This is a genomic window from Aeromonas sp. S41-2 (genome assembly GCF_027705845.1).
In the GTDB taxonomy this organism is placed as follows: Bacteria; Pseudomonadota; Gammaproteobacteria; order Enterobacterales; family Aeromonadaceae; genus Aeromonas; species Aeromonas hydrophila.
In genome coordinates, this window is the sequence record NZ_JAPDCG010000004.1 from 157,621 (window position 1) to 181,978 (window position 24,358).

Annotated in this window: 21 protein-coding genes and 1 riboswitch; of the genes, 9 read left to right on the forward strand and 12 right to left on the reverse strand. The window is 63.9% G+C overall.

Going from position 1 to position 24,358, the window contains the following annotated elements; all coding sequences use genetic code 11:
• Positions 1–230: 230 nt before the first annotated feature.
• Together OKC44_RS11420 and gbpA are read left to right on the forward strand one after the other, a co-directional pair.
• Positions 231–1,928, forward strand: a complete 1,698-nt coding sequence (locus OKC44_RS11420; RefSeq protein WP_270812918.1) for a methyl-accepting chemotaxis protein — start codon at positions 231–233, stop codon at positions 1,926–1,928.
• Positions 1,929–2,193: 265 nt separating this feature from the next.
• A riboswitch (cyclic di-GMP riboswitch) is annotated at positions 2,194–2,279 on the forward strand.
• Between the two features lie 61 nt (positions 2,280–2,340).
• A complete protein-coding gene (gbpA, locus tag OKC44_RS11425; RefSeq protein WP_044799107.1) occupies positions 2,341–3,765 on the forward strand; it encodes an N-acetylglucosamine-binding protein GbpA in 1,425 nt (474 codons plus the stop codon).
• 72 nt (positions 3,766–3,837) lie between these two features.
• Here gbpA and cbl read toward each other — a convergent pair whose 3' ends face one another.
• The 6 genes from cbl to OKC44_RS11455 form a co-directional block, all read right to left on the reverse strand.
• Positions 3,838–4,785, reverse strand: a complete 948-nt coding sequence (gene cbl / locus OKC44_RS11430) for an HTH-type transcriptional regulator Cbl (RefSeq protein WP_011704576.1) — start codon at positions 4,783–4,785, stop codon at positions 3,838–3,840.
• Positions 4,786–4,961: 176 nt separating this feature from the next.
• Positions 4,962–6,029: a sulfate/molybdate ABC transporter ATP-binding protein gene (locus OKC44_RS11435; RefSeq protein WP_011704575.1), complete on the reverse strand. Its 1,068-nt coding sequence runs from the start codon at positions 6,027–6,029 to the stop codon at positions 4,962–4,964.
• A gap of 22 nt (positions 6,030–6,051) precedes the next feature.
• Positions 6,052–6,948, reverse strand: a complete 897-nt coding sequence (cysW, locus tag OKC44_RS11440) for a sulfate ABC transporter permease subunit CysW (protein WP_024944616.1) — start codon at positions 6,946–6,948, stop codon at positions 6,052–6,054.
• The gene (gene cysT, locus OKC44_RS11445; protein WP_005308571.1) at positions 6,945–7,784 is read right to left on the reverse strand and encodes a sulfate ABC transporter permease subunit CysT; all 840 of its coding nucleotides are present in this window, start codon (positions 7,782–7,784) and stop codon (positions 6,945–6,947) included. The genes cysW and cysT overlap by 4 nt, the downstream gene beginning before the upstream one ends.
• A 279-nt stretch (positions 7,785–8,063) precedes the next feature.
• Entirely contained in the window at positions 8,064–8,639 is a 576-nt protein-coding gene (locus OKC44_RS11450) for an RBBP9/YdeN family alpha/beta hydrolase (RefSeq protein WP_011704572.1), read from the reverse strand.
• A 56-nt stretch (positions 8,640–8,695) separates the two neighbouring features.
• Entirely contained in the window at positions 8,696–9,697 is a 1,002-nt protein-coding gene (locus OKC44_RS11455; RefSeq protein WP_270812919.1) for a sulfate ABC transporter substrate-binding protein, read from the reverse strand.
• Positions 9,698–9,906: 209 nt separating this feature from the next.
• Between OKC44_RS11455 and OKC44_RS11460 the strand changes: the two genes are divergently transcribed.
• The 5 genes from OKC44_RS11460 to OKC44_RS11480 all read left to right on the forward strand — a co-directional run bounded on the left by OKC44_RS11460 (position 9,907) and on the right by OKC44_RS11480 (position 13,161).
• The gene (locus OKC44_RS11460) at positions 9,907–11,169 is read left to right on the forward strand and encodes an MgtC/SapB family protein (RefSeq protein WP_060390446.1); all 1,263 of its coding nucleotides are present in this window, start codon (positions 9,907–9,909) and stop codon (positions 11,167–11,169) included.
• A gap of 80 nt (positions 11,170–11,249) precedes the next feature.
• On the forward strand, positions 11,250–11,840 hold the full coding sequence (locus OKC44_RS11465; RefSeq protein WP_016349367.1) for a sugar O-acetyltransferase: 591 nt from the start codon (positions 11,250–11,252) through the stop codon (positions 11,838–11,840).
• Complete coding sequence (locus tag OKC44_RS11470) at positions 11,837–12,178, forward strand: DUF1294 domain-containing protein (protein WP_039215378.1); 342 nt, start codon at positions 11,837–11,839, stop codon at positions 12,176–12,178. Before OKC44_RS11465 ends, OKC44_RS11470 begins: the two co-directional genes overlap by 4 nt.
• Before the next feature lie 108 nt (positions 12,179–12,286).
• Entirely contained in the window at positions 12,287–12,499 is a 213-nt protein-coding gene (locus tag OKC44_RS11475) for a hypothetical protein (RefSeq protein ID WP_016349365.1), read from the forward strand.
• A 200-nt stretch (positions 12,500–12,699) separates the two neighbouring features.
• The gene (locus tag OKC44_RS11480) at positions 12,700–13,161 is read left to right on the forward strand and encodes a hypothetical protein (RefSeq protein ID WP_029301914.1); all 462 of its coding nucleotides are present in this window, start codon (positions 12,700–12,702) and stop codon (positions 13,159–13,161) included.
• A gap of 73 nt (positions 13,162–13,234) precedes the next feature.
• Here the strand turns inward: OKC44_RS11480 and OKC44_RS11485 are convergent, their stop codons facing one another.
• The 6 genes from OKC44_RS11485 to argC all read right to left on the reverse strand — a co-directional run bounded on the left by OKC44_RS11485 (position 13,235) and on the right by argC (position 19,629).
• On the reverse strand, positions 13,235–13,870 hold the full coding sequence (locus OKC44_RS11485) for an FMN-binding negative transcriptional regulator (protein WP_270812920.1): 636 nt from the start codon (positions 13,868–13,870) through the stop codon (positions 13,235–13,237).
• Between the two features lie 128 nt (positions 13,871–13,998).
• Positions 13,999–15,381: an argininosuccinate lyase gene (gene argH / locus OKC44_RS11490; RefSeq protein ID WP_270812921.1), complete on the reverse strand. Its 1,383-nt coding sequence runs from the start codon at positions 15,379–15,381 to the stop codon at positions 13,999–14,001.
• A 210-nt stretch (positions 15,382–15,591) separates the two neighbouring features.
• Positions 15,592–16,827 carry an argininosuccinate synthase gene (locus OKC44_RS11495; RefSeq protein ID WP_016349361.1) on the reverse strand — a complete coding sequence of 412 codons (1,236 nt, stop codon included), beginning with the start codon at positions 16,825–16,827 and terminating at the stop codon, positions 15,592–15,594.
• Positions 16,828–16,881: 54 nt separating this feature from the next.
• On the reverse strand, positions 16,882–17,793 hold the full coding sequence (locus OKC44_RS11500; RefSeq protein ID WP_270812922.1) for an ornithine carbamoyltransferase: 912 nt from the start codon (positions 17,791–17,793) through the stop codon (positions 16,882–16,884).
• Between the two features lie 25 nt (positions 17,794–17,818).
• Complete coding sequence (argB, locus tag OKC44_RS11505; RefSeq protein ID WP_187268732.1) at positions 17,819–18,598, reverse strand: acetylglutamate kinase; 780 nt, start codon at positions 18,596–18,598, stop codon at positions 17,819–17,821.
• Positions 18,599–18,621: 23 nt separating this feature from the next.
• A complete protein-coding gene (gene argC, locus OKC44_RS11510; RefSeq protein WP_270812923.1) occupies positions 18,622–19,629 on the reverse strand; it encodes an N-acetyl-gamma-glutamyl-phosphate reductase in 1,008 nt (335 codons plus the stop codon).
• Between the two features lie 268 nt (positions 19,630–19,897).
• Here argC and argE point away from each other — a divergent pair, with 268 nt between their 5' ends.
• Both argE and ppc read left to right on the forward strand, forming a co-directional pair.
• Positions 19,898–21,043, forward strand: coding sequence for an acetylornithine deacetylase (argE, locus tag OKC44_RS11515; RefSeq protein ID WP_130633109.1), 1,146 nt, complete (start codon positions 19,898–19,900; stop codon positions 21,041–21,043).
• 215 nt (positions 21,044–21,258) lie between these two features.
• Entirely contained in the window at positions 21,259–23,892 is a 2,634-nt protein-coding gene (gene ppc, locus OKC44_RS11520) for a phosphoenolpyruvate carboxylase (RefSeq protein WP_005308531.1), read from the forward strand.
• Positions 23,893–24,358: the final 466 nt, after the last annotated feature.

Genomic DNA, 24,358 nt, shown 5'->3' on the forward strand with positions numbered 1-24,358 from the left:
TTCACATTTTCTGCAAATTGAGCAGACAAATAGTGCGCCGGGATGCGCGCCATCACGCTATCAAAAGCGAGGGTTTCTGTCTGCTGGCTATACTGATTGTCAAATTGCTCAATTGGCGTTTTATGGCCCCAAGCCATTGAAAGTTAATTAAATGTTAATAAGAAAATAATCAGGGCCAGCCAACGGACTGGCCACCACCAGACCCGCACGGGAAAGTTAAGGAAGAGACTATGTTCAAGCTCGGTGATATTGCCGTGAGCCGCAAATTGATGCTGTTGCTCTCACTGGCGCTGATCGGTTTCATCGCACTGCTGCTCATCTCGGTCAGTGCCCTGCATCGCAATCTGATGAGTGAACGGGAAGCCAGGCTGCAGGCCGTGCTGGACCTGGCCATGAGCCGGATCCAGACGCTGGCGACCAGCCTGCCTGCCCCCCAGGCCCAGGCCGAAGCCAAGGCCATGCTCAACAGCATGCGCTTTGACGGCGACAACTACCTGTTCGTGCTGGACGAGAACCGCCGGATGGTGGTGCACCCCGTCAGGCCCGAGCTGGTCGGCCAGCAGATGGGCGAGAGCGGCACCGCCACCGCCGGCGTCCACTGGCAGCAGATGGTGGATCTCGGCAAAGGGGGCCACAGCGGCCGGCTGGAATACAAGTGGATCTCCCCCTCCGGCGAGGCAGCCCAGAAGATGTCGCTGGTGGCCGGTTATCAGCCCTGGGGCTGGATCCTCGGCTCCGGCGTGCTGTTGCAGGACATCCAGGCCACCATCTGGTCCCAGTATCAGCTGATGGGGGGCGCTACCTTGCTGGTGACCCTGCTGATGGGGCTGCTGGGCTTTGCCATCAGCCGCTCCATCGTCAATCCGCTGGCCGAGATCAACCGGGCCATGCAGCAGGTGGCCGCCGGCGATCTGGTGGTGAGCATCCCGGTGCACGGCAAGGATGAGCTGGGGGCCGTCGCCAGCTGCACCAACCAGGGGCTCGATGCCATTCGCCGCGCCCTGCTGGAGGCGAGCCAGGGGGCCCGCAACGTGGCGGATGCCGCCCTGCGCATCGCCGCCTCCGCCGAGCAGACCAACCAGGCGGTCAACAGCCAGCGGGATCAGCTGGCCCAGCTCGCCACCGCCATGAACGAGATGAGCGCCACCATCTCCGACGTGGCGGGCCACGCCGAGAACACCGCCCGCGATACTCAGGACGCCACCAGCGAAGCCGGTCTTGGCAACCGTGACGTGCACGCCAGCGTGCACGGCATCCAGGCGCTGGCCACCGAGGTGGAGCAGGCCACCCTGCAGGTCAACCAGCTCAAGGAGGGGGTGATGCAGATAAGCGAGGTGACGGCGGTCATCAGCGCCATCTCGGAGCAGACCAACCTGCTGGCCCTCAACGCCGCCATCGAGGCGGCCCGTGCCGGCGAGCAGGGCCGCGGTTTTGCCGTGGTGGCCGACGAGGTGCGCCAGCTGGCCAGTCGCACCCGCCAGTCCACCGAGGAGATCCAGAGCACCATAGCCCAGCTGCAACAGCGGGCGGTGACCGCCGCCAGCGCCATGGACGCCAGCCGCAAGCTGGCGGAGAGCAGCGTCAGCCAGTCGGAGAAAGCGGGCCAGGATCTCTCCCTCATCGTCAACCATATCCAGCACGTCAGCGACATGGCGACCCAGATAGCGACCGCCGCGGAGCAGCAGAGCATGGTGGCGGAGGACATGAACCGCAACGTCAGCGGCATCAACGACTCGGCGCTGGAGATGTCCCAGTCCGCCTCCCAGCTGGCCCAGGAGAGCGAGCTGCTGGCCGGGCTTTCGCGCAGCCTGGACGAGCGGCTGGCGGTATTCAAACTCGGCAGCGCCATCGACCAGCAGCTGGAGCAGCGGCTCGCCCCTCTGCACCGGCAGGTGAGCCCGGCCGAACGCCCCCGCGCTCGCCACTGATCCGTCCTGCCCTGTCGCAGCGCACGCCCCCGTCAGCCCGGCTGACGGGAGCGTTCTTCATTGATGAAAAATGTGGATTTTTTGCATCTTGTCGACCTGTTCGACGACATTGATGCGGCGGCGTTCAGTTAACCGTCATTTAAAAACAAACAGTTAAGTGTTTGCTCTACTCCGATGAGGTCAAGCTGTAAAGATTTACACTTAATTATTTAATCAAAAATAGCCATGATGGGTTGTCGCCAAACGCGACACCATGACCCTTTATGTAGTCATTTGGCAAACTGGTTGAAAGGCCAGGACGCAAAGCCTCCGGTCTAAAGACATGTCGTCCAGGATAGCGGGGTTGCCACATCGTGCTTCGGGGAACTCCCCTGCCAACTTGACTGCCCACATCTGTCGAACAGAGGAATGTATGGCAGCAAAAATCCAACTCAATCACGTCGCTGCGACGCTGGCCCTGCTGGTCAGTGGCAGCGTGCTCGCCCATGGCTACATCAGCCAGCCGGAATCACGCAACTACCTGTGCAAGACCGGCGGCAACAGCCAGTGCGGCGCGGTGCAATGGGAGCCCCAGAGCGTGGAAGGCCCCTCCGGCTTCCCGCAGGCCGGCCCGCCCGATGGCCAGATCGCCTCAGCCGGCAGTGCCAGCTGGCGCGAGCTGAATGCCCAGACCAGCGACCGCTGGACCCGCCGCGAGGTGCAGGCCGGCCCCTTCGCCATCAGCTGGACCTTCACCGCCAACCACGTCACCCGCAACTGGCGCTACTACCTCACCAAGCAGGACTGGAACCCGAACCAGCCGCTGACCCGCGCCGCCTTCGAGCTCACCCCCTTCTGCGTGGTGGACGGCAACATGACCCAGCCGCCCAAGCAGGTCACCCACCAGTGCAACCTGCCCCAGCGCACCGGCTATCAGGTGATCCTGGGGGTGTGGGAAGTGGGGGACACCAGCAACAGCTTCTATAACGTGATCGACGCCAACTTCAAGGGCGGCACCCAGCCGCCGCTGGCCTGGAGCCAGGGCGGCACCATCTATCCTTCCACCGAGCTGGCGGTCGGCGACAAGGCCAGAACCCTGGTGTTCGACGCCAACGGCGTGCGCCCCGATCTGCAGACCGAGCTGACCATCGCCAGCCCGGAGCAGGGCCAGAAGAACAACTGGACCCACGCCCTGGCGAGCAAGATCAATGCAGAGCAGAGCCAGATCCGCGCCGGCCAGCAGAGCGGCGAAGGCCAGTTCAACCCCGTCTACGGCCAGAACCCGGTCTACTTCAAGGCCGGCAGCGCACTGGAGCGGGTCGAGATCCAGCTCGAGCAACAGCAGCCGCCGGTGAGCAACGGCGTCAGCGTGAGCGGCCTGGAGAGCGACTACCTGCTCGACGAGGGCAAACTCACCCTCAACTTTACCGTGGCCGCCGAGGGCGATCTGACCGTCACCAACACCCTGTATGATCACGGTGGGGCCGCCAAGGGACAGACCAGCGCCGACATCAAGGACAGCACCCACAGCTTCACCATGCCGCTGACCGGGCTCAGCGCCGGTCACCACCAGCTGGTGATCGAGGGCAAACCCAAGGCCGGTGGCGATGCGGTGCAGCAGACCCTGGATCTGATGCTCAAGGATCCGGCCGCCGGTGGTGACTACCAGTTCACCTTCCCGGACGGGCTCAAGTCCTACACCGACGGCACCAAGGTGCTGCAGCCCAAGAACGGCAAGGTCTACCAGTGCAAGCCCTTCCCCTATCGCGGCTGGTGCAGCCAGTGGTCGGCCAGTGCCACCCAGTATGAACCCGGGGTCGGCACCAATTGGCAGGATGCCTGGATCCAGGTGAACTGAGCCGCAGGCACAGCATGACGCCATCAACAAAACGGGGAGCCACTGGCTCCCCGTTTTCTCTGATGCACCACCTCAGATCTGGAAATCGATGGCCGCCTCGCTGCCCATGGCGCGGGCCTGAATGTCCGCCAGCGCCAGCTCCGGGTTGCAGAGCTGGATGAACTGCCAGGCGAAGTTGTGCTGGAACTGTCCCTGCTTGAGACCGATCCAGGCGGTGTGGGGCGCAAACAGCCGGCTGCCGTCCAGCTGCACCAGCCCCTTGTCGCGCTGGGTGTCGAACGCCATGTCCGCCAGAATACCCACCCCCATCTCCAGCTCGACATAAGTCTTGATGACGTCGGAGTCCTGCGCGGTCAGCAGGATCTGCGGGGCGATGCCCGCCTCGGCAAACGCCTCGTCCACCCGCGCCCGCCCGGTCAGGCCGGCCTGGTAGGTGATGATGGGCCAGTGCGCCAGCGCCGCCAAAGTCAGCTCCCGCTCGGCGGTGAGCGGATGCTGCTCCGGCACCACTATGTTGTGGTGCCAGCGATAGTAGGGAAACGCCACCACCCCTTCGCTCTTGTCGAGCTGCTCGCTGCTGATGCCGATGTCCACCTCGCCGGTCTGCACCAGCCGCACTATCTCCTCCGGGCTGCCCTGGCGCAGCTCCAGCTGCACCAGCGGGAACTGCTCGCGAAACGCTTTCACCACCCGCGGCAGGGCATAGCGGGCCTGGGTATGGGTGGTCGCCACCAGCAGCCGGCCCGACTCGCGGTTGGCGAAGGTGCTGGCCAGCTTGCGGATGTTGTTGGCGTCGTTGAGGATGCGCTCGGCGATCACCAGCAGCTCCTTGCCCGGCTCGGTCATGCCGAGCAGCCGCTTGCCGTAGCGGATGAACAACTCGATCCCCAGCTCCTCTTCCAGCTCGCGGATATGGCGGCTGACCCCGGACTGGGAGGTAAACAGGGCATTGGCCACCTCGGTCAGGTTGTAATCCCGCCGTGCCGCCTCCCGGATAATTCGCAACTGCTGAAAATTCACGTCATCGCCTCCTGCGCTGACCGGCCGGTCGGAGCCTGCCCCGCCGCCTTGTTGTTATCTTGTCTGGCCGCCCGAGCCTGAACTCTGAGCGCCATACTGACCCTGTTGTATCCCAGGCGGGCAGATCCCGCCATGGTCACGCTGCTTGCCTGCGCGGCCCGCCAGGGGCCTGCCACTTAAATCTGGTAATCCGGGTAGAGCTGGGCCTGTTTGGCCACCAGCCGCACCCCCTGGCCCGGGCTGAAGGCGCGGGCCGCCTCCTTGCTCAGCTCGGCTTCGAAGTGTGCACCGTTTGTATCCCCATTACCACGCAGTTCCACCCGGATGCGCGGCCCCATGGGCAGCAGGCGGGTGATGGTGGCGCTGATGCCGCCCGGCGCATCCGCCGGCAGTATCTCCAGCTCGTGGGGACGCACATAGGCGACGGCGGCGCTGCCCTCCGCCAGCTGGGAGCTGATGGGCCCACCCAGCAGCTGCTCGCCGATGCCGAGCCCCTGCCCGGCCACCCGGCCGCGAAACAGGTTCACGCTGCCGAGGAAGCTGTGCACGAAGGAGCTGGCGGGCTGGTCGTAGACCTCGGCCGGGGTGCCGATCTGCTCGACCTTGCCGGCGTTCATCAGCACCACCCGATCCGCCACCTCCAGCGCCTCCTCCTGATCGTGGGTGACGAACAGGCTGGTGACGTGCAGCTCGTCGTGCAGCTCGCGCAGCCAGCGGCGCAGCTCCTTGCGTACCTGAGCGTCGAGGGCGCCGAAGGGTTCGTCCAACAGCAGCACCTTGGGCTGCACCGCCAGCGCGCGGGCCAGCGCGACCCGCTGACGTTGACCGCCGGAGAGCTGGGTCGGGTAACGCGCGGCCACGTGGCTGAGCTGCACCAGATCCAGCAGCTCCTTGACCCGGGCGCGGATCGCCGCCTCGGCCGGTCGCTCGCTGCGCGGCTTGACCCTAAGGCCAAACGCCACGTTTTCGAACACCGTCATGTGACGAAACAGGGCGTAATGCTGGAACACGAAGCCGACGTTGCGCTCGCGCACGTGCAGATCCGAGGCATCCTCGCCGCGGATGATCACGCTGCCGCTGTCGGCCTGCTCCAGCCCGGCGATGATCCGCAGCAAAGTGGTCTTGCCGCAGCCGGAGGGGCCGAGCAGCGCCACCAGCTCACCGTCGTGAAAGTCGAGGTTGATGTCGGCCAGCGCCGCGTACTGGTTGAAATGCTTGTTGAGTCCTTGTACCTGAATGCTCATGGCAGCCTCTTGAATTCGGTGATCAGTGAGAGTGAGTGGGCTGGGCACGCAGCCGGGCCAGCAGGGTTTCCCCCAGCAGGGTGAAGATCCCGAACAGGGCCAACAGGCTGGCCACCGCGAAGGCGGCGCCGGTCTGGTACTCGTTGTAGAGGATCTCGATGTGCAGCGGCAGGGTGTTGGTCTGGCCGCGAATGTGGCCGGAGACCACCGACACGGCGCCGAACTCCCCCACCGCCCGGGCGGTACAGAGCAGCAGGCCGTACATCAGACTCCAGCGGATGCCAGGCAGGGTGACCCGCCAGAACATCTGCAGGCCGCTCGCCCCCAGCATGATGGCAGCCTCTTCCTCTTCCGGGCCGCGCGCCTCCATCTGGGGCAGCAGCTCGCGCACCACGAAGGGCACGGTGATGAAGGTGGTGGCCAGGATGATGCCGGGGGTGGCGAAGATCACCTTGATGTCGTGCTCGCTCAGCCATTCGCCAAACCAGCCGCGGCTGCCGAACATCAGCACGAACATCAGCCCCGCGATCACCGGCGACACGGAGAACGGCAGATCGATGATGGTGATGAGCAGCTGCCGACCCGGGAAGCGGAAACGGGCGATGGCCCAGGCCGCGGCGATCCCGAACAGCAGGTTGAGGGGCACCGAGCAGAGGGTCACCAGGGCGGTGAGGCCGAGGGCACTGAGGGCGTCCGGCTCGCTGATGGCGTGCCAGAAGAAGGCCAAACCAGGGCTCAGCGCCTGGATAAAGACGGTGGCCAGCGGCAGCAGCAGCAGGGCGGCAAACCAGCCGAGGCCGACCGTGATCAGCAGCCACTTGACCCAGACCGGCTCGCGGATGACGGGAGGCTGGCGCACCGAGGTGGTCGGCGCCGCCTCGCCCGTGGCCAGCGCCAGGCTTGCGTTGGATGCATTCATATCCGGCTCCCTCCGATACGGGCCCAGCTCCAGGCCTGCAACTTGTTGATAAGCAGTAACAAAATGAAAGAGATCAGCAGCATGACCACGGCGATGGCGGAGGCGCCGGCATAGTCGTACTCCTCCAGGTGGCTCATGATCATCAGCGGCGCGATCTCCGACACCATCGGCAGGTTACCGGCGATGAAGATGACGGAGCCGTACTCCCCCACCGCCCTCGCGAAGGCCAGGGCAAAGCCGGTCAGCAGAGCAGGCACCAGGGTCGGCCACAGCACCCGGATGAAGGTCTGCCAGCGATCGGCGCCCAGGCTGGCGGCGGCCTCCTCCTGCTCGGTCTCGGCTTCCCGCAGCACCGGCTGCAGGGTGCGCACCACGAACGGCAGCCCGATGAAGGTGAGCGCGATCACCACCCCAATGGGGTTGTAGGCGAGCTCGATGCCAAACGGGGCGACCCACTGCCCGATCCAGCCGTTGGGGGCGAAGATGGCGCACAGGGCGATGCCGGAGACGGCGGTGGGCATGGCGAACGGCAAGTCGATCAGAGCATCCACCAGTCGACGACCGGGGAAGGTGTAGCGCACCAGCACCCAGGCCAGGATCAGGCCGAACAGGGCGTTGAGCAGCGCCGCCACTAGGGCGGCCCCGAAGCTCAGACGAAAGGAGGCGAGCACCCGCGGCGAACCTATCACCTGCCAGAACTCGGCCAGGGTCAGATTGTTCACCGCGAACAGCACCAGCGCCGAGAGCGGCAGCAGCACCAGCACGCCCAGATAGAGCAGGCTGAAGCCGAGGGTCGGGCCGAAGCCCGGCAGCACGGAGTAAGAACCAAATCGCATAACGCATCCGTTTGTTATGAAAAACATTAGATACAGCGATTCTGCGCATTCCTGTTTGGGGCAACAAACACCAATAACGCCTTTGCTAAGCACTTTTTTGTCTAACAGCGGCGGACAAGGCTTTTAGAGCCATAAAATGAAAAAAAGGTCTTTTATATAAATAAAAGACCTAAAAATGGAGCGTCGTGCAATGTACCAAGCTATCCAAATCAGACTGTCGCGGTGTCGGGTGCCTGCCCTCCTTCTCTATTCCAAACCTGTGTGATCAACGCTCGCCGCTCAGCGAAAACTCAAAGCCGCCCGCCGCTCCCACACCGCCGGCGTCGGCTCTACCACCATCTCGGCCCGCCGATAGAGGGTGCCGAGCAGGTTGAGCCCCTGGTTCCATTCGCCGTGGCCGGACTGGGCATTGATGTGGCCCACCTCGCCGGCATCGAACAGCGGCACCTGCCACTGGCGGCTCCAGTACTCGGCCCGCTCAAAACTCATCCAGGGATCATTGCGGCTGGCCACCAGCTGGGCCGACACCTTGAGCGACCCTGCCAGCAGCTCGTCTGGCAAGCCGAAGCGGGCCGGATCCGCCGGCGCCACGATGAACAGCGAGGCCACCTTGTCGGGCTGCTGACGTGCCGCCGTTATGGCCGCCAGCGCGCCGAAGGAGTGAGCCACCAGATGGGCCCGGCCGCGCCGGCTGCGCAGCTTGCTCGCCAGCTTGGCGCTCCAGACCGTGAGGTCAGGCCGATCCCACGGCAACCCCACCATCCGCTGCCAGTGGGGGAAGTATTGGTGCCAGCGGCTCTGCCAGTGATCCGGCCCACTGTTGTGCAGACCGGGAACCAGGAGGATCTTGTTCATCTTGGTGCTCCTATCAGCTGGCACAGGGGCCAGTTAAGTTGGCAATGGCCGGCCGCTTAGCGACCCGGCTGGTAGATCTGGTCAAACAGGGCGCCCTGGGCGAAGTGCTTCTTCTGCGCCTTGTCCCAATCCCCTTCCAGATCCTTGACGGTGAACAGCGCCAGTTGCGGGAACTGGGCCGCGGTCTCCTTCAGGATCGCCGGGTTGCTGGGGCGATAGTGATATTTGGCGATAATGCGCTGCCCCTCGTCGGAGTAGAGGTAGTCGAGGTAAGCCTTGGCCACCGCCTCGGTGCCGTGCTTCTTGGCCACCTTGTCCACCACCGCCACCGGCGGCTCGGCCAGGATGGAGACCGACGGCACCACCAGCTCGAACTTGTCGCTATTGCCGGGCTGACCCAGCACCAGCAGGGCTTCGTTCTCCCAGGCCAGCAGCACGTCGCCAAGGCCGCGCTCGATGAAGCTGGTGGTGGCACCGCGGGCGCCGGAGTCCAGCACCTTCACGTTCTTGTAGAGATCGCCGACGAACTGCTTGGCCCCCTCCTCGCTGCCGCTCTTCTTCAGGGCGTAGCCCCAGGCAGCCAGGTAGTTCCAGCGCGCCCCGCCGGAGGTCTTGGGGTTGGGGGTGACGATGGCCACGTCCTTGCGCACCAGATCATCCCAGTCCTTGATCTGCTTGGGATTGTCCTTGCGCACCAGGAACACGATGGTGGAGGTGTAGGGCGCCGCATTGTTGGCCAGCCGGCTCTGCCAGTCGGCGGCGGTCAGCCCCTGCTTGGCCACGGCATCGACGTCGTAGGCCAGCGCCAGCGACACCAGGTCCGCTTCCAGCCCGTCCACCACAGCGCGCGCCTGCTTGCCGGAGCCGCCATGGGACTGGCTGACCACCACGTCGTCGCCGGTCTTCGCCTTCCACTCCTTGGCGAAGGCGCCGTTGTACTCCTGGAACAGTTCGCGGGTCGGATCGTAGGAGACGTTGAGCAAACGGATCTCGGAGGCATTGGCCTGACCGAGGGTCAGCAGGGAGAGCAGGGTCAGGGCGGTCATTCGCAGTTTCATGGGGATACTCCATATCTCGTTGGGTTGAATGCAGCATGCCGTGGGCTTGTTATGCCGAGAACCAAGAAATAACGCTTTGCTTATCTCATTTGCTCATATCAGGAGGCCACAGGCGCCATTCGCGCACTCTGTGAGCCAGGCCGCGCTGGCCCGGTGCCGGCTGTGCCATCATGGAAACAAGGCAGGCAGATGACGAAAAGGAAGTCGTTATGTGGATCAATGCAGAACCCGTCAATGGCGCCCTGGTGTCGCTGGCCATCGGCCTCATCATCGGACTTGAACGGGGCTGGCAGGTACGCCAGCTGGGGGACAACCAACGCATCGCCGGGATGCGCACCTACGGCCTCATCGGCCTGCTCGGCGGGGTCTGCGCCCTGCTGCTGCCCACCCTGGGCCCCTGGCTGCCGCTGCTCGGTCTGCTGGCGGTGGTGACGGGCTGCGGCCTCTCGGTCTGGCTGGCCCAGCGCTGGCAGGGGGAATTCGGCCTCACCAGTTCGGTGGCCATGCTGCTCACCTATCTGTTGGGGCTGATGTCGGTGCTGTTGAGCCCGAGCGAGGCGGTGGCCTGCGCCGTGCTGGCGGCCCTCTTGATGGGGCTCAAGGGCAAGATCCAGCAGGGGATGCTGTTTCTGAGCGAGACCGAATTTCACGCCACCCTGCGCTTTCTGCTCATATCTCTGGTGCTGCTGCCGGTGCTGCCCAACGAGGAGATGGGGCCGCTCGATGCCTTCAACCCCTTCAAGATCTGGCTGATGGTGGTGGTGATCGCCGGCATCTCGTTCTGCGGCCACTTCGCGGTGCGCCTGCTCGGCACCCGCGCCGGGCTGGTGCTCACCAGCATACTGGCGGGGCTCGCCTCTTCCACCGCCCTCACCCTGCAGTTCGCCCGCCTCAACAAGGAGCAGGGCGGGCTGGAGCGGCTGCTGGCCACCGGCATCCTGCTGGCGGGGGCCACCATGTGGCTGCGGCTGCTGGTACTGGTGCTGCTCATTCACAGCGAGCTGGCGATGCGTCTGGCGGCGCCCCTGCTGCTGCTGGCAGCCACCGTCTACGGCTTTGCCTTCTGGTTCTGGCGCCAGCGCGAGGAGCTGCCCGACGGCCCGGTGCAGCCCCAGACCAGCAACCCGCTCGATCTCGCCACCGCCATCAAATTCGGCCTGCTGCTGGCGCTGATCGGCTTCATGGCCACCCTGCTGCAGAGCAAGGTGGGCAACTCCGGGGTCTATCTGCTGTCGTTGGTCTCCGGCATCACCGACGTGGACGCCATCACCTTGTCGCTCTCCCAGCTCTCCCACAAGGAGTTGGCGCTGGAGGTGGCGGCCCGCGGCATCCTGCTGGCCGGGCTGGTCAACTCGCTGGTGAAGGGGCTGCTGGCCCTGGGGATCGGCGGCCGCCGGCTGGGGCTGCGGGTGCTGCTGCCCTACTTCGTCTCGGCCCTGCTGATCCTGCCGCTGATCTGGCCCGGCACCTGAGCTTGCAGCAAGTGACAGCCTGACGCCGCCAAAGTGCTCGCGTATACTGGCTCCTCTTGGCACATGAGAGGAGCTGTAGCATGGCAAGCGATTGGGACAAGGTACTGGCGGGCGGCGCCCTGGACAGCCAGAGCGAGGAGATAGCGAACGACCGGATCCGTGGTCAGGCGCTGCTGGCACAACTCAACGCCTCCCCGGCCGGTGACGAAGCCCTGCGCCAACGCCTGTGCGGCGAGCTGTTCGGCCACTGCCCCGACTCCTGCTGGATCAGCACTCCCTTCACCTGCGAATTCGGCCGCAACATCCACATCGGCGAAAAGACCTTCTTCAACTTCAACATCACCATTCTCGACGTGGGCGAGGTGCACATCGGCAGCCATGTACTGCTGGCCCCCAACGTGCAGATCTACACCGCCACCCACACCATGGACTATCTGGAGCGACGCAACTGGACCGCCTACAACAAGCCGGTGCGGATCGGCGATGACTGCTGGATTGGCGGCGGCGCCATCATCTGCCCCGGCGTCACCATAGGGCCGCGCTCCATCATAGGTGCCGGCGCCGTGGTCACCCGCGACATTCCGGCCGACTCGGTGGCGGTGGGCAACCCGGCGCGCGTGATCCGCAGCCTGAGCCCGGACGCCCCCCGTGGCTGGGAGCTGGCCCTGTGATCTGGCTCGCCCTGCTTCCCCTGCTGTGGACCGCCTGGCTCGGCCTGGCCGACACCAACTGGTGGCCACTCGCCATCGTCACCACCATGAGCCTGCTGACGGTGCTGGCCTACGCCCACGACAAGCGCCAGGCCATTCGCGGTGGCTGGCGCATCCCCGAATCCCGGCTCCACCTGCTGGAGCTGTTCGGTGGCTGGCCAGGGGCCCTGGTGGCCCGTCACTGGTTGCGCCACAAGACCCAGAAGGGGAGCTATCGCAGGGTATTCTGGTTCATCGTGCTGCTGCACCTCACCCTGTGGGGGCTCTGGCTCGGCCGTCCACTCTGGCAGACGATCTGACGCGGGTCGCAGTGCCCGATTGCCGGCCATTGCAGCCAGCAATCGGGTATGAGACAACAGAAGGCAAGCAGGCTGTTTTCTCGTTTGTTCATCGGCAAGGAGTCACTCATGACCATGTGGACCGGTATCGTGCTGATCGTCTTCATCAGCGCACTGTTCGGCTTTCTCAGCAAGCGGGCCCGCTACCAGCTGGGGGATATTCGCATCACCGACCGCCTCGGCAAACAGGACGTACTCATCAACCAGTTGCAGGAGCGCATCGCCAATCTGGAGGCCATCGTCATCGAGGAGGAGAAGCGCCGCCCCTTCAAGGAACTCTGATCCGGCAAGCCGGGCGGCAAACCGGCCAGCCCCCGGGCTGCAAGGGTTTGCCGCCGCCCCTTCCCGCGCTCACCCGCCTCCAGCAGGGCAAAAACTAAATTCACAGCAGGATCAGTCCCCTGCCATTTTCAGTCTGAATTTTCGCCAAGCTGGCCCATTCCCTGCTCCGTCATGACATCAGTCGTACGGAGAGTGACATCATGATCGCCATCAGCACCCTGCTTCCCCTCGCCTCCCTCGCCCTCAAGCTCGGCAGCAAGCTGCTCGGCGATGGCACACCACAGGCCAAGGCCGAGCCCCCCGTGCAGGAAGAGCGGCTCGCCCCCACGGTGCAGAGCCTGTTCCAGCGGCTGGGGGTCAAGGATGCCAACAGCGAGCAGAACCGCCCCGCCATCAACCACTTCATGGGGGCGCTGATGCAGACCCTGGGCCAGGAGTACTCGGGCCAGTCGCTGCCCCAGGCCATCGACGCCGCCCGCACCCAGCTGGCCGACGGCACCCAGAGCACCCGCCTCGACGCGCTGCAGAGCGAGCTCGACACCCTCAAGGGCTCCTTGGGCAACAGCGACCTCAACCTCGATCAGCTGCTCTACGCCTTCAAGCAGACCCTGCCCAACGGCAAGGGGGAAGGCGTCGGCAAGCTGCTCAATGCCAGCGCGTGAACGGGAGTGGAACCATGAAAAACGGCAACCTGGAGGTTGCCGTTTTTGTCGGGCCGGATCCCATGCTGCCACGCTAGGGTAGTGAAAGAGGTGGACTCAGCATTGCCTCAGCCAGCGCGGTCTGCCCGCGATCCTGCAAGGTATTGGCCGCTCCCAGGCGATCCGCCGCCTCCTTGTTCTGACCCAGTTTGAACTTGCCGACCAGCCCGGTTATCTCGATTTCGATGCCGACAACCGCCTGCACCATGGTCTCGAGATAGTCTCGCGGCGCATCCGCCATCTTCCATGGGGTCGTCTCCCCGGCCTCATGGTGACGAGTCAGATTTGCCAGCAGCCTGCGCACGAAGCGGGCATCGTCGCGGATCAGGATGCGACCGTGAGCATGCACCACGCTGTAGTTCCAGGTCGGCACCTGCTGGTGATGCTCATGCTTGCTCGGATACCAGCTGGGGGAGATGTAGCCGTCGGCGGCCCTGAAGATCACCAGCACTTCGTCGCCGTCTTTCATCTCCTGCCAGAGCGGGTTGTTGCGAGCAACGTGGGCACGCAGGACGCCATGGGCCCCTTCCCCTGAATCCAGCTCGAATGGCAGATGGTTGGCATCCAGTCCCCCTTCACCATGGGTGATCAAGGCCCCCAGCGGAGAGGCCCGGATCAGCTGGTGCAGGGTCTCGGAGTCGGTAACGGCGAAATGGGGTGGTTGATACATAAGGGCTCCTTGAGCGAGGCACTGGCGTCCATGCAGAAGCCCATTCTTGCGCAATCGGGAGTGGCAGGCGATGGCATAGACATAAAAAAAGAGGGCCTGAGCCCTCTTCGTTTCATTCGGCTTGGCAATCAGCCGCGCTTGGCCAGCCAGGCTTCGGCGGCGACCAGTGCGCCTTCGATCTGCTCGCGGGCAACGCCGCCTTTGGCGACCCGCTTGGCCAGGGTCGCTTCCAGCTCCAGATTGGGGTAGACATCGAACTCGATCACCGGGCTGAAGCGCTGGAACTCACCGATGGTCAGCTCCTCAAGCGGCTTCTTCACCTGGATCGCATAGACCACGGTTTCACCGACGATGTGGTGCGCCTCACGGAACGGAATGCCCTTGGCCACCAGATAGTCTGCCAGCTCGGTGGCGTTGGCGTAGCCGCCCTGCGCCGCCGCCATGGTGCGCTCGCCATTGACCTTCAGATCGATCAGCACCAGCGCCGCCATGTCGAGGCAGTCGTGCCAGGTGTCGAGGGCATCGAACAGCCCCTCTTTGTCTTCCTGCATGTCCTTGTTGTAGGCCAGCGGCAGCGCCTTGAGGCTCATCAGCATGCCCATCTGGGCGCCGACTACCCGGCCGGTCTTGCCGCGGATCAGCTCCAGCGCATCGGGGTTTTTCTTCTGCGGCATCAGCGACGAGCCGGAAGTGACCACATCGGAGAGCTCGACAAAGCCCGCCTCGCCGGTGTTGTAGAAGATGAGATCTTCGGCAAAGCGCGACAGGTGGGTCATGGAGAGGGACGCTACGTGCATCAGCTCCACCACGTGATCCCGATCGGAGACCGAATCCAGGCTGTTGCGGGTGGCGCCGGCAAAGCCCATGTCGATCGCCAGGGCTTCGCGGTCGATGGCGTAGGCGGTGCCCGCCAGCGCGCCGCAGCCGAGCGGGCTGGTGTCGAGGCGCTTGAGGGCATCCTGCAGCCGGGAATAATCCCGCTCCAGCATCTCCACATAGGCCAGCGCCCAGTGGGCGTAGGTGACCGGCTGGGCCCGCTGCAGGTGGGTATAACCCGGCAGCACGGCGGCCTGATTGGCGCGGGCAGAGGCGACCAGCCCCTGTTGCAGGGCAGTGATGGAGCCGAGCAGCAGCTCGCCCTGGGCCTTGCACCAGAGTTTCAGGTCGGTGGCGACCTGATCGTTGCGCGAGCGGCCGGTGTGCAGCTTCTTGCCGAGATCGCCGACGGCGGCGATGAGCTGGCTCTCGACCCAGGAGTGAATGTCTTCGGCGTCCGAGCTGAGGATTTGCTGGGGATCCTGCTGCACCGAGGCGAGCAGCACTTCCATCGCCTGCTGCAACTTGGCCTGCTCACCCTCGGTCAATACGCCCACCTTGACCAGCGCTTTGGCCCAGGCCATGGAGCCCTGAATATCCTGCTCCGCCAGCCGGTAATCGAACCGCAGCGAATCGTTGAACTGCTTGAACCGGCTATCGGCTCCCTGACTGAAGCGTCCACCCCAAAGTGCCATACTGCTCTCCTTGAATGCGTTGTCGGCGGCGCCCTGGCCACCGAGCTTGAAATCGTGCCCTGTTTTTCTGCGAGCCTGTTATCTCACAGAAGCGGCCGGGGCGCTGCCGCTCTTGTCACACCCGCCGATGATGGCTCAGGAGCCATGCCCTCGGCCTATAGAAGAGGGGGCCATGCCCCCTCAACGGAATCAACGGGTTATCGCGCTTGCTTAACCGTGGGTGTGATCGCCACCGATGGCCTGGTGCTGCTCCTTCATGGCGCGGATCCGGCTGGCCAGGGTGTAGAGACGGATGAAGCCTTCGGCATGGCTCTGGTCGTACACTTCGTCGGCGCCGAAAGTGGCGAAGTCTTCGGAGTAGAGGCTGTTCGGCGACTTCTTCTGCACCGCAGTGACCTGACCCTTGTACATCTTCAGCACCACTTCACCGTCGAGATCTTCGGCAATGGCGTTAGCAGAGGCGACAATGGCCTTGCACAGCGGGGTGAACCAGCGACCGTCATAGACCAGATGGGAGAACTCGGCCCCCAGCTTCTCCCGCCAGGCGCGGGTCGGGCGATCCAGTACCAGCTCTTCTACCGCGCGCAGCGCGGCGACCATCACGGTACCGCCCGGGGTCTCGTAGCATCCGCGGGACTTCATGCCCACCATGCGGTTTTCGGTGATGTCGATGCGGCCCACGCCGTGCTTGCCGGCACGCTCGTTCAGGGTCATCAGGATCTGGTGCGGGCTGAGCGGCTGGTCGTCAACGGCCACCACTTCACCCTGGGCCACGGTCAGCTTGACGTACTCCGGCTGATCCGGTGCCTGCTCGGCCGGTACGGTCCACTGCCAGACCGCTTCGGACGGCTCGTTCCAGGTACTCTCCAGCTCGCCACCCTCGGTGGAGATGTGCCAGGCGTTGGCGTCGCGGCTGTAGATCTTCTTCAGGGTCGCCTTGCAGGGGATGTTGCGGGTCTCCAGGTAGGCCAGCAGATCTTCCCGGGAGCGCATGTCCCACAGACGCCAGGGGGCGATCACTTTCAGCTGGGGCGCCAGCGCGGCGACTGCACCTTCGAAACGCACCTGATCGTTGCCCTTGCCGGTGCAACCGTGGGAGATGGCATCGGCCCCTTCCGCCAGCGCCGCCTCGACCATCGCCTTGGCAATCACCGGACGGGCCATGGAGGTACCCAGCAGGTAGGTGCCCTCATAGACGGCGCCGGTCTTCAGGGTCGGGTAGACGTACTCTTTGACGAACTCTTCCCGCAGATCCTTGACGATGCACTTGGTGGCGCCGGAGGCGATGGCTTTTTGCTCGATCCCTTCCAGATCGTCACGCTCCTGACCGACGTCGGCGACGAAGGCGATGATCTCCGCATCATAGTTTTCCTTCAGCCAGGGAATGATGGCCGAGGTATCCAGTCCGCCCGAGTAAGCCAGTACGATCTTGTTGATTCCGCTCATTTACTTCTCTCCATGATGATTCGATAAAAGGGTGTTATTTGGGGTCGGTTGCCGTTATTTGTGCCCAAGCAGGGTCAGCAGCACGGCGTTCTGGATATGCATCCGGTTTTCTGCCTCGTCCATGATGAGGGAGCCAGGCCCGTCCATGACCTGAGAGGTGATCTCCAGCTCCCGGTGCGCCGGCTGGCAGTGCAGCACATGCTGGATGCCGGTGCGGTCGAGCAGGGCCTGGTTGATCTGATAAGGCATAAAGATATCTTTTACCTGCTCCATTCGCGTGTTGTCACCCATGGAGACCCAGGTATCCGTGTAGGCCACGTCAAACCCTTCGATGGCCGCCACGTCGTCGCTGATGTGGATGGTCGCACCGGACTGGGCTGCCAGCGCCTGGGCCTGCAGGAAGATCTGGGTATCCGGGCCGTGGCCTTTCGGGCAGACCAGGGTCACGTCGGTACCGAGGGTCGCCCCCAGCAGCAGCAAGGAGTGGCTGACGTTGTTGCCATCGCCGAGATAGGCCAGCTTCACCTTCGACAGATCGTCGTAGTGTTCGCTAATGGTCATAAAGTCGGCCAGCCCTTGGCAGGGGTGGTAGAGGTTGCACAGGCTGTTCACCACCGGCACTGTGCCGTGCTCCGCCAGCTCGACCAGGGTCTGGTGATCGAACACCCGGGCGACGATGGCATCACACCAGCGCGACAGGTTGGCGGCGAAATCCTTCACCGACTCGCGCTTGCCGAGCGCGCCGTTCTGCTGATCCAGATAGACGCTGTGGCCGCCCAGCTTGGCGATGCCGATGTCGAAGGTGACCCGGGTGCGCAGGGAGGGTTTCTCAAACAGAGTCACCACGCTCTTGCCGGCCAGCGCCTGGCTGTACTTCTTCGGGTCGGCCTTCACTGCTTTGCCCAGCGCAATCAGCGCCTCAATCTGGGCTTTGTTCAGATCACTGTCTTTCAGAAGATGTTGCATCGGATGTTCCTTGTTCCGGTGGAGATCAGAGGGTGACCTGGGTGCCGACCGCGCCGCCAGCCAGCAGCTTGAGCAGCTGATCCGGGTAGCGCCAGCTGGCGACGCAGACCGGTTTGCCCAGGGTCTCGGCGGCATGCAGGGCGGCTTTCACCTTGACCGCCATGCCGTCGCTGATCACCCCCTTCTCCATCAGATCCAGCGCGGTCACTTTGTCGAGCTGGGGCACCAGCTTGCCCTTGCCATCCAGGATGCCGCTCACATCCGACAGCATCACCAGGTCGGCGCCCAGTGCCTCGGCAATGGCGGTGGCCGCCTGATCCGCGTTGACGTTCATCAGCTGCCCCTCGGCGGTGATGCCGATGGAGCTCACCACTGGCAGGAAGCCCTGCCCCAGGATCCCTGCCACCAGTGCCGGGTTGCCCGGCTTGCACTCGCCGACGGCACCGAGATCCGGGTCGAGCTGGGTCACCTGGCACAGACCGCCGTCCGCCAGACAGAGTCCCACCGCCGGGATGTCGGTGGCGATGGCCTTGGCCATCATCATCTTGTTGGCGGTACCGGCCAGCGCGCCAGCGATGAAGGGGATCTGCTCGAACGGGGTCACCCGCAGACCGTTCTTCTTGGTGGAGGTGAGCCCCAGCCCCTTGAGCAAGTCATCCACCAGGCAGCCGCCGCCATGCACCAGCACCAGGGGTCTGTGCTGCTCGTCGAGAAAGGTCTTGAGGGTGGCAAACAGGGCGGTCAGCGCCTCGTCGTTTTCGATCAGTGCACCGCCCAACTTGATTACCAGAGTCTGCTTGTTCATCGTTGCGATCCTTCCTTGAGTCCTTAAATCAGGCCGGTGGCCGGTTCAAATCCGAATTTGATATTTATGCACTGCATGGCCTGTGAGGCGGCGCCCTTGAGCAGGTTGTCGATGGCGGATACCACCACCAGCATGTTGCCCTGCTGTTGCCAGGCGAGGTCGCAGTACGGGGTGCCCGCGACACCACGGATGGAGGGCATCTGGCCGGTCAGACGCACCAGCGACTTGCCCTCGTAGGCCTTGAGGTAGGCCTGATCCACCTGGGTCGGCGTCACGCCGTCCGCCAGTTGCACATAGATGGTGGCCAGAATGCCGCGCACATAGTTGCCAAGGTGGGGCTGGAACAGCACCTCCTTGCCCAGGTGGTGGCTGATCTCCGGCTGATGCCTGTGATTGAAGGTGCCGTAGGGGTTGAGGCTCACCTCGCAGAAGCTGGTGTTGATGGCCGCTTTGCGACCGGCACCGGAGACCCCGGAGACGGCGTTGATGATGGGCTGCCACCCCTTGGCAATCAGTCCTGCCTGCTGCAGCGGCTTGAGGGCGCACAGGGAGGCAGTCGGGTAGCAACCGGGCACGGCAATCAGCTGGGCCGCCTTGACCGCTTCGGCATTCCACTCGGCCAGGCCGTAGGCGGCCTGATCCAGCCACTGCTCGCTCTCATGGGTGAAGCCATAGTAGGAGGCGTAGAACTGCTGATCCCTGACCCGGAAGGCCCCGGAGAGATCGAACACCGGCAGCCCCTTGGCGAGGAACTTCGGCGCCAGTTCGGCGCTCACCTCGTGGGCGGTGGCCAGCAGCACCAGATCGGCCTGGGTCAGGATCCGGGTCATGCCATCTTCGTCCAGCGGCAGCAGCGGCTGATCGAGCGCGCCGACCCACTGGGGATGCAGAGAAGAGAAACGCTTGTGGGCGTCCTGGCTGCCGGCGGAAACATAGAGGCCGAACAGCTTGAGCTGTGGATGGTTCTGGACCAAGGCGGCCAGCTCGGCTCCCGCGTAGCCACTGGCACCGACGATAACGGTGTTAAGCATGTTGAGTATTCCAAGTCAGAGTTCGAGATTCACAGCATGGTGCTGCGGTGCACAAGGGGGTTCGATGCCCCATGCACAAGTGCGGAGGGGCAATTCAGGCGGGTGTGTGTCGTCGGTTATAGATCAGGTGACAGAACATTAACTTTCCCTTACAACTAGAAGCCTTGTCGATGAGCCACGTATTCAGGCAAACTTACAGAATATTCATGCACTCACTTTGCATTTGTATTTTCTAACAGAAACATTCCGGGGAAGCAAGGAGGAGCAGGTGGCCAATCTGGATTTTTTTTCACTCTACAAGAATATTATTGCGATTCCGTCCATCAGCAGCACGGATCCCCGCTGGGATCAGAGCAATGAGGCGGTGATCCGGCTGCTGGCCGACTGGTTCGGTCAGCTCGGTTTTCAGTGCGAGGTAACCGCCCTGCCCGATCTGCCGGGCAAGTTCAATCTGGTGGCGACGATAGGCCAAGGCGAAGGGGGGCTGCTGCTGGCGGGCCACACCGATACGGTGCCGTTCGATGAGGGCGCCTGGCGCAAGGATCCCTTCAAGGTGACCGAAGAGGGCAACCGCCTCTATGGCCTCGGTACCATCGACATGAAGGGCTTCTTCGCCTTTATCGTCGAGGCGCTGAAAGAGATCGATCTCAAGACCCTCAGCAAGCCGCTGCGCATCCTGGCTACCGCCGATGAAGAGACCACCATGGCGGGGGCCCGTGCCATCGCCGCCGCAGCTGAGCTGAAACCCGACTACGCGGTGATCGGCGAGCCGACCGGGCTGGTGCCGGTGGTGGCCCACAAGGGGCACATGTCGGAGGCGATCCGCATCACCGGCAAGAGTGGTCACAGCTCGGATCCCGCCAACGGCGTCAACGCGCTGGAGATCATGCACCAGGCCATGGGCCAGGTGCTCAAGCTGCAACACAGCCTGAAGGAGAAGTACGCCGACCACAGATTCGCCGTGCCGCAGCCGACCCTGAACCTCGGCTACATCCAGGGAGGCGACAGCCCGAACCGCATCTGCGGCTGCTGCGAACTGCACATCGACATGCGCCCCACCCCACAGGTGGGCCCCGACGAGCTGATGGGCATGCTCAAAGAAGCGCTCTCCCCCATCGAGATCCACCAGCCGGGCTGCCTGCACCTGCAGCACCTGCACGAGCCGATCCCCGCCTACGCCTGCGCCGATGACTCCGAGCTGGTGCGCGAGGCCGAGCGGGCGAGTGGGCGGGCCGCCGAATCCGTGAACTATTGCACCGAGGCCCCCTTCATCCAGCAGCTCGGTTGTGAAACCATAGTGCTGGGCCCCGGCCACATCGCCCAGGCCCACCAGCCGGACGAATATCTGGATCTGTCGTTCGTCAAACCGACCACCCGCGTATTGCAGCACCTGATCCGCCGTTTCTGTCTCTGAATTGACGGGAATGTAAGTAAGTTACATGACATCGCACCTCGGGACAGGTGATGGAAATACATGTTCTGAATCGGCCTGTTATTTGACCTTGCGCAGACAATCTGGGTAGATTGTCACCCTAAGATGACGGAGCATATGTTGTAATCGCACAACAATAAGTGAGGTCGTCTCTCACCCCGGATGGGTGTCAGGCACCAACAAGATAAGGATGTGGAATGAACGAAAAGTACGCCGCACTACGCGCCAACGTAGGCATGCTGGGTCAACTGCTGGGCAAGTCCATCAAGGATCATCAGGGACAGGCCTTCCTCGACAAGATCGAAACCATTCGCCAGCTGGCCAAATCCTCCCGCAAAGGCAATGAGACAGACCGGGAACGTCTGCTCGATACCCTGCGCAACCTGAGCGATGACGAGCTGCTGCCGGTGGCCCGCGCCTTCAGCCAGTTTCTCAACCTGGCCAACGTGGCCGAACAGTTCCACACCATCTCCCGTCGCTGCGAAGAGCAGGTCTGCACCCCGGATCCGCTCGAGCAGATGTTCGACAAGCTGAAAGCCTCCAATCTGTCGCAGGAAGCCATCATCCAGGCCGTGCGCGAGCTGGACATCGATCTGGTGCTGACCGCTCACCCCACCGAGGTGACTCGTCGCACCCTGATCCACAAGCACGTACAGCTCAACGACTGCCTCGAGGCGCTGGAACTCTCCGATCTGCTGCCCCGCGAGCGGGACAAGATCCTCAATCGCATCGAACAGCTGGTCAACCAGGCCTGGCACACCAACGAGATCCGCGAACAGCGCCCGACCCCGGTGGACGAGGCCAAGTGGGGCTTCGCCGTGGTGGAAAACAGCCTGTGGCCGGCCATCCCCGAATTCATGCGCAATCTGGACGAGCGGCTGCAACACCACCTGGGTGTGCGGCTGCCGCTGGATGCCGCGCCGGTCAAGTTCACCTCCTGGATGGGCGGTGACCGCGACGGCAACCCCTTCGTCACCGCCAAGGTGACCGCCGAGGTGCTGGAGCTGGGCCGCTGGATGGCGGTGAGCCTGTTCTACAAGGACATCAAGGAGCTCACCTCCGAGCTCTCCATGTCCGACTGCACCGACGCCGTGCGCGAGCGGGTCGGCGATCACCCCGAGCCTTATCGTGCCCTGGTACGCGAGCTGCGCGAACAGCTGCGCGAGACCCAGGAGTTCCTCACCGCCAAGGTGCAAGGTCAGGCGAGCGAGAGCCGGGATCTGGTCAAGACCACCGCCCAGCTGCGCGAGCCGCTGGAGCTCTGCTACCACTCCCTGCACGCCTGCGGCATGGGCAACATCGCCGACGGCATGCTGCTGGACGTGCTGCGCAAGCTGGCCTGCTTCGGCATCCATCTGGTCAAGCTGGACATCCGCCAGGATGGCGAGCGCCACGGCCAGGTCTTCTCCGAGCTGACCCGCTACCTCGGCATGGGTGACTACGCCGAGTGGAGCGAGGACGATAAGCAAGCCTTCTTGCTCAATGAACTCAACTCCCGCCGCCCGCTCATCCCGACCGACTGGGAGCCGAGCGACGAGACCCGCGAGACCCTGGATACCTGCAAGGTCATCGCCCAGCATGACCCCGATGCCTTCGGCATCTACATCATCTCCATGGCTGGCGCACCGTCCGACGTGCTGGCGGTGCAGCTGTTGCTGAAAGAGGCCGGCTGCAAGTTCCGCATGCCGGTCGCCCCGCTGTTCGAGACCCAGGAAGACCTGATGGCGGGCACCGCCGTGATGGAGCGCCTGCTGTCGGTGGACTGGTATCGCGGCTACATCCAGGGCCGTCAGTACGTGATGATCGGCTACTCCGACTCTGCCAAGGACGCGGGCATGATGGCCGCCGGCTGGGCCCAGTACGCCGCCATGGAATCCCTGGTGGCACTGGCCGAGGCCAACAACCTGCGCCTGACCCTGTTCCATGGCCGTGGCGGTACCGTCGGCCGCGGTGGCGCGCCTGCCCATCAGGCGATCCTGTCGCAACCGCCGGGATCCCTGCGCGGTGGCCTGCGGGTGACCGAACAGGGCGAGATGATCCGCTTCAAGTTCGGTCTGCCGAAGGTGGCCATCCAGAGCCTCAACCTCTACACCAGCGCCGTGCTGGAGGGGAACCTGCTGCCGCCGCCCAAGCCCAAGGAGTGCTGGCGCGCCGTGATGGAGCAGCTGGCCTCTGTCTCCTGCGATCACTACCGCAGTATCGTGCGCGGTCATCCGGACTTCGTGCCCTACTTCCGCGCCGCCACCCCGGAGATGGAGCTCGGCAAGCTGCCGCTCGGCTCGCGCCCCTCCAAGCGCAAGCCCAACGGCGGGGTCGAGAGCCTGCGCGCCATCCCCTGGATCTTCGCCTGGACCCAGAACCGGCTGATGCTGCCGGCCTGGCTCGGCGCCCACAAGGGGTTGCAGCAAGCCATCGCCGACGGCCAGAAGGGCGTGCTGGAAGAGATGAGCCGCCAGTGGCCCTTTTTCCGCACCCGCCTCGAGATGCTGGAGATGGTGTTCCTCAAGGCTGACGTCTGGCTGGCCGAGTACTATGACACCCGGCTGGTGCCCAAAGAGCTGTGGGGCCTTGGCAAACAGCTGCGTCAGGAGCTTGCCGACTCCATCCAGGTGGTGCTGGAGCTGCGCCCGCAGGGCGACTTGCTCGACGACCAGCCCTGGATCAAGGAGTCCATCAAGCTGCGCAACCCCTACACAGACCCGCTCAACGTGCTGCAGGTCGAGCTGCTGGGCCGCTCGCGCAACCATGCCGAAACTCTGCATCCCGAGCTGGATCAGGCGCTGATGGTCACCATCGCCGGTATTGCCGCCGGTATGCGCAACACCGGTTGATAGTCGGGGCTATCAAGCTCTCCTCAATGACAAAGGGCGCCTCGGCGCCCTTTGTCATATCTACAGGCCCACTGGAGCCATGTTGCCGGAGAATCCTTGGTCGTTAGGCGTTGCCATGGAATCGCAGGGCCGATTAACTATCAGGCGCAATCGCCCGCTTTACAGCTTTAGAGGATGGTGGATGCAAGCCTGCAGGTCTCGAAGGGGTTTCGCCCGCCCTTCGGGCTGGGGCGAGTGACTTTGGAAAGACCCAAAGTCACCAAAGGTCTTCTCCCCCGCTTCTTCGCCCGACTACGTCGGGTACCTTCGGCTCACCCGCATGTCCGACGGCACGCGCCGACGGGCCATCCATGGCCCGGCGCCACTCGCTCGACATCCTGTCTCGCGACCTGGACAAGCGTACTCGCCTCAGCGAATAAGAGGGGGAACCAATACCGTGCCCGCTCTTGACCAGTCTGTGCGGGAG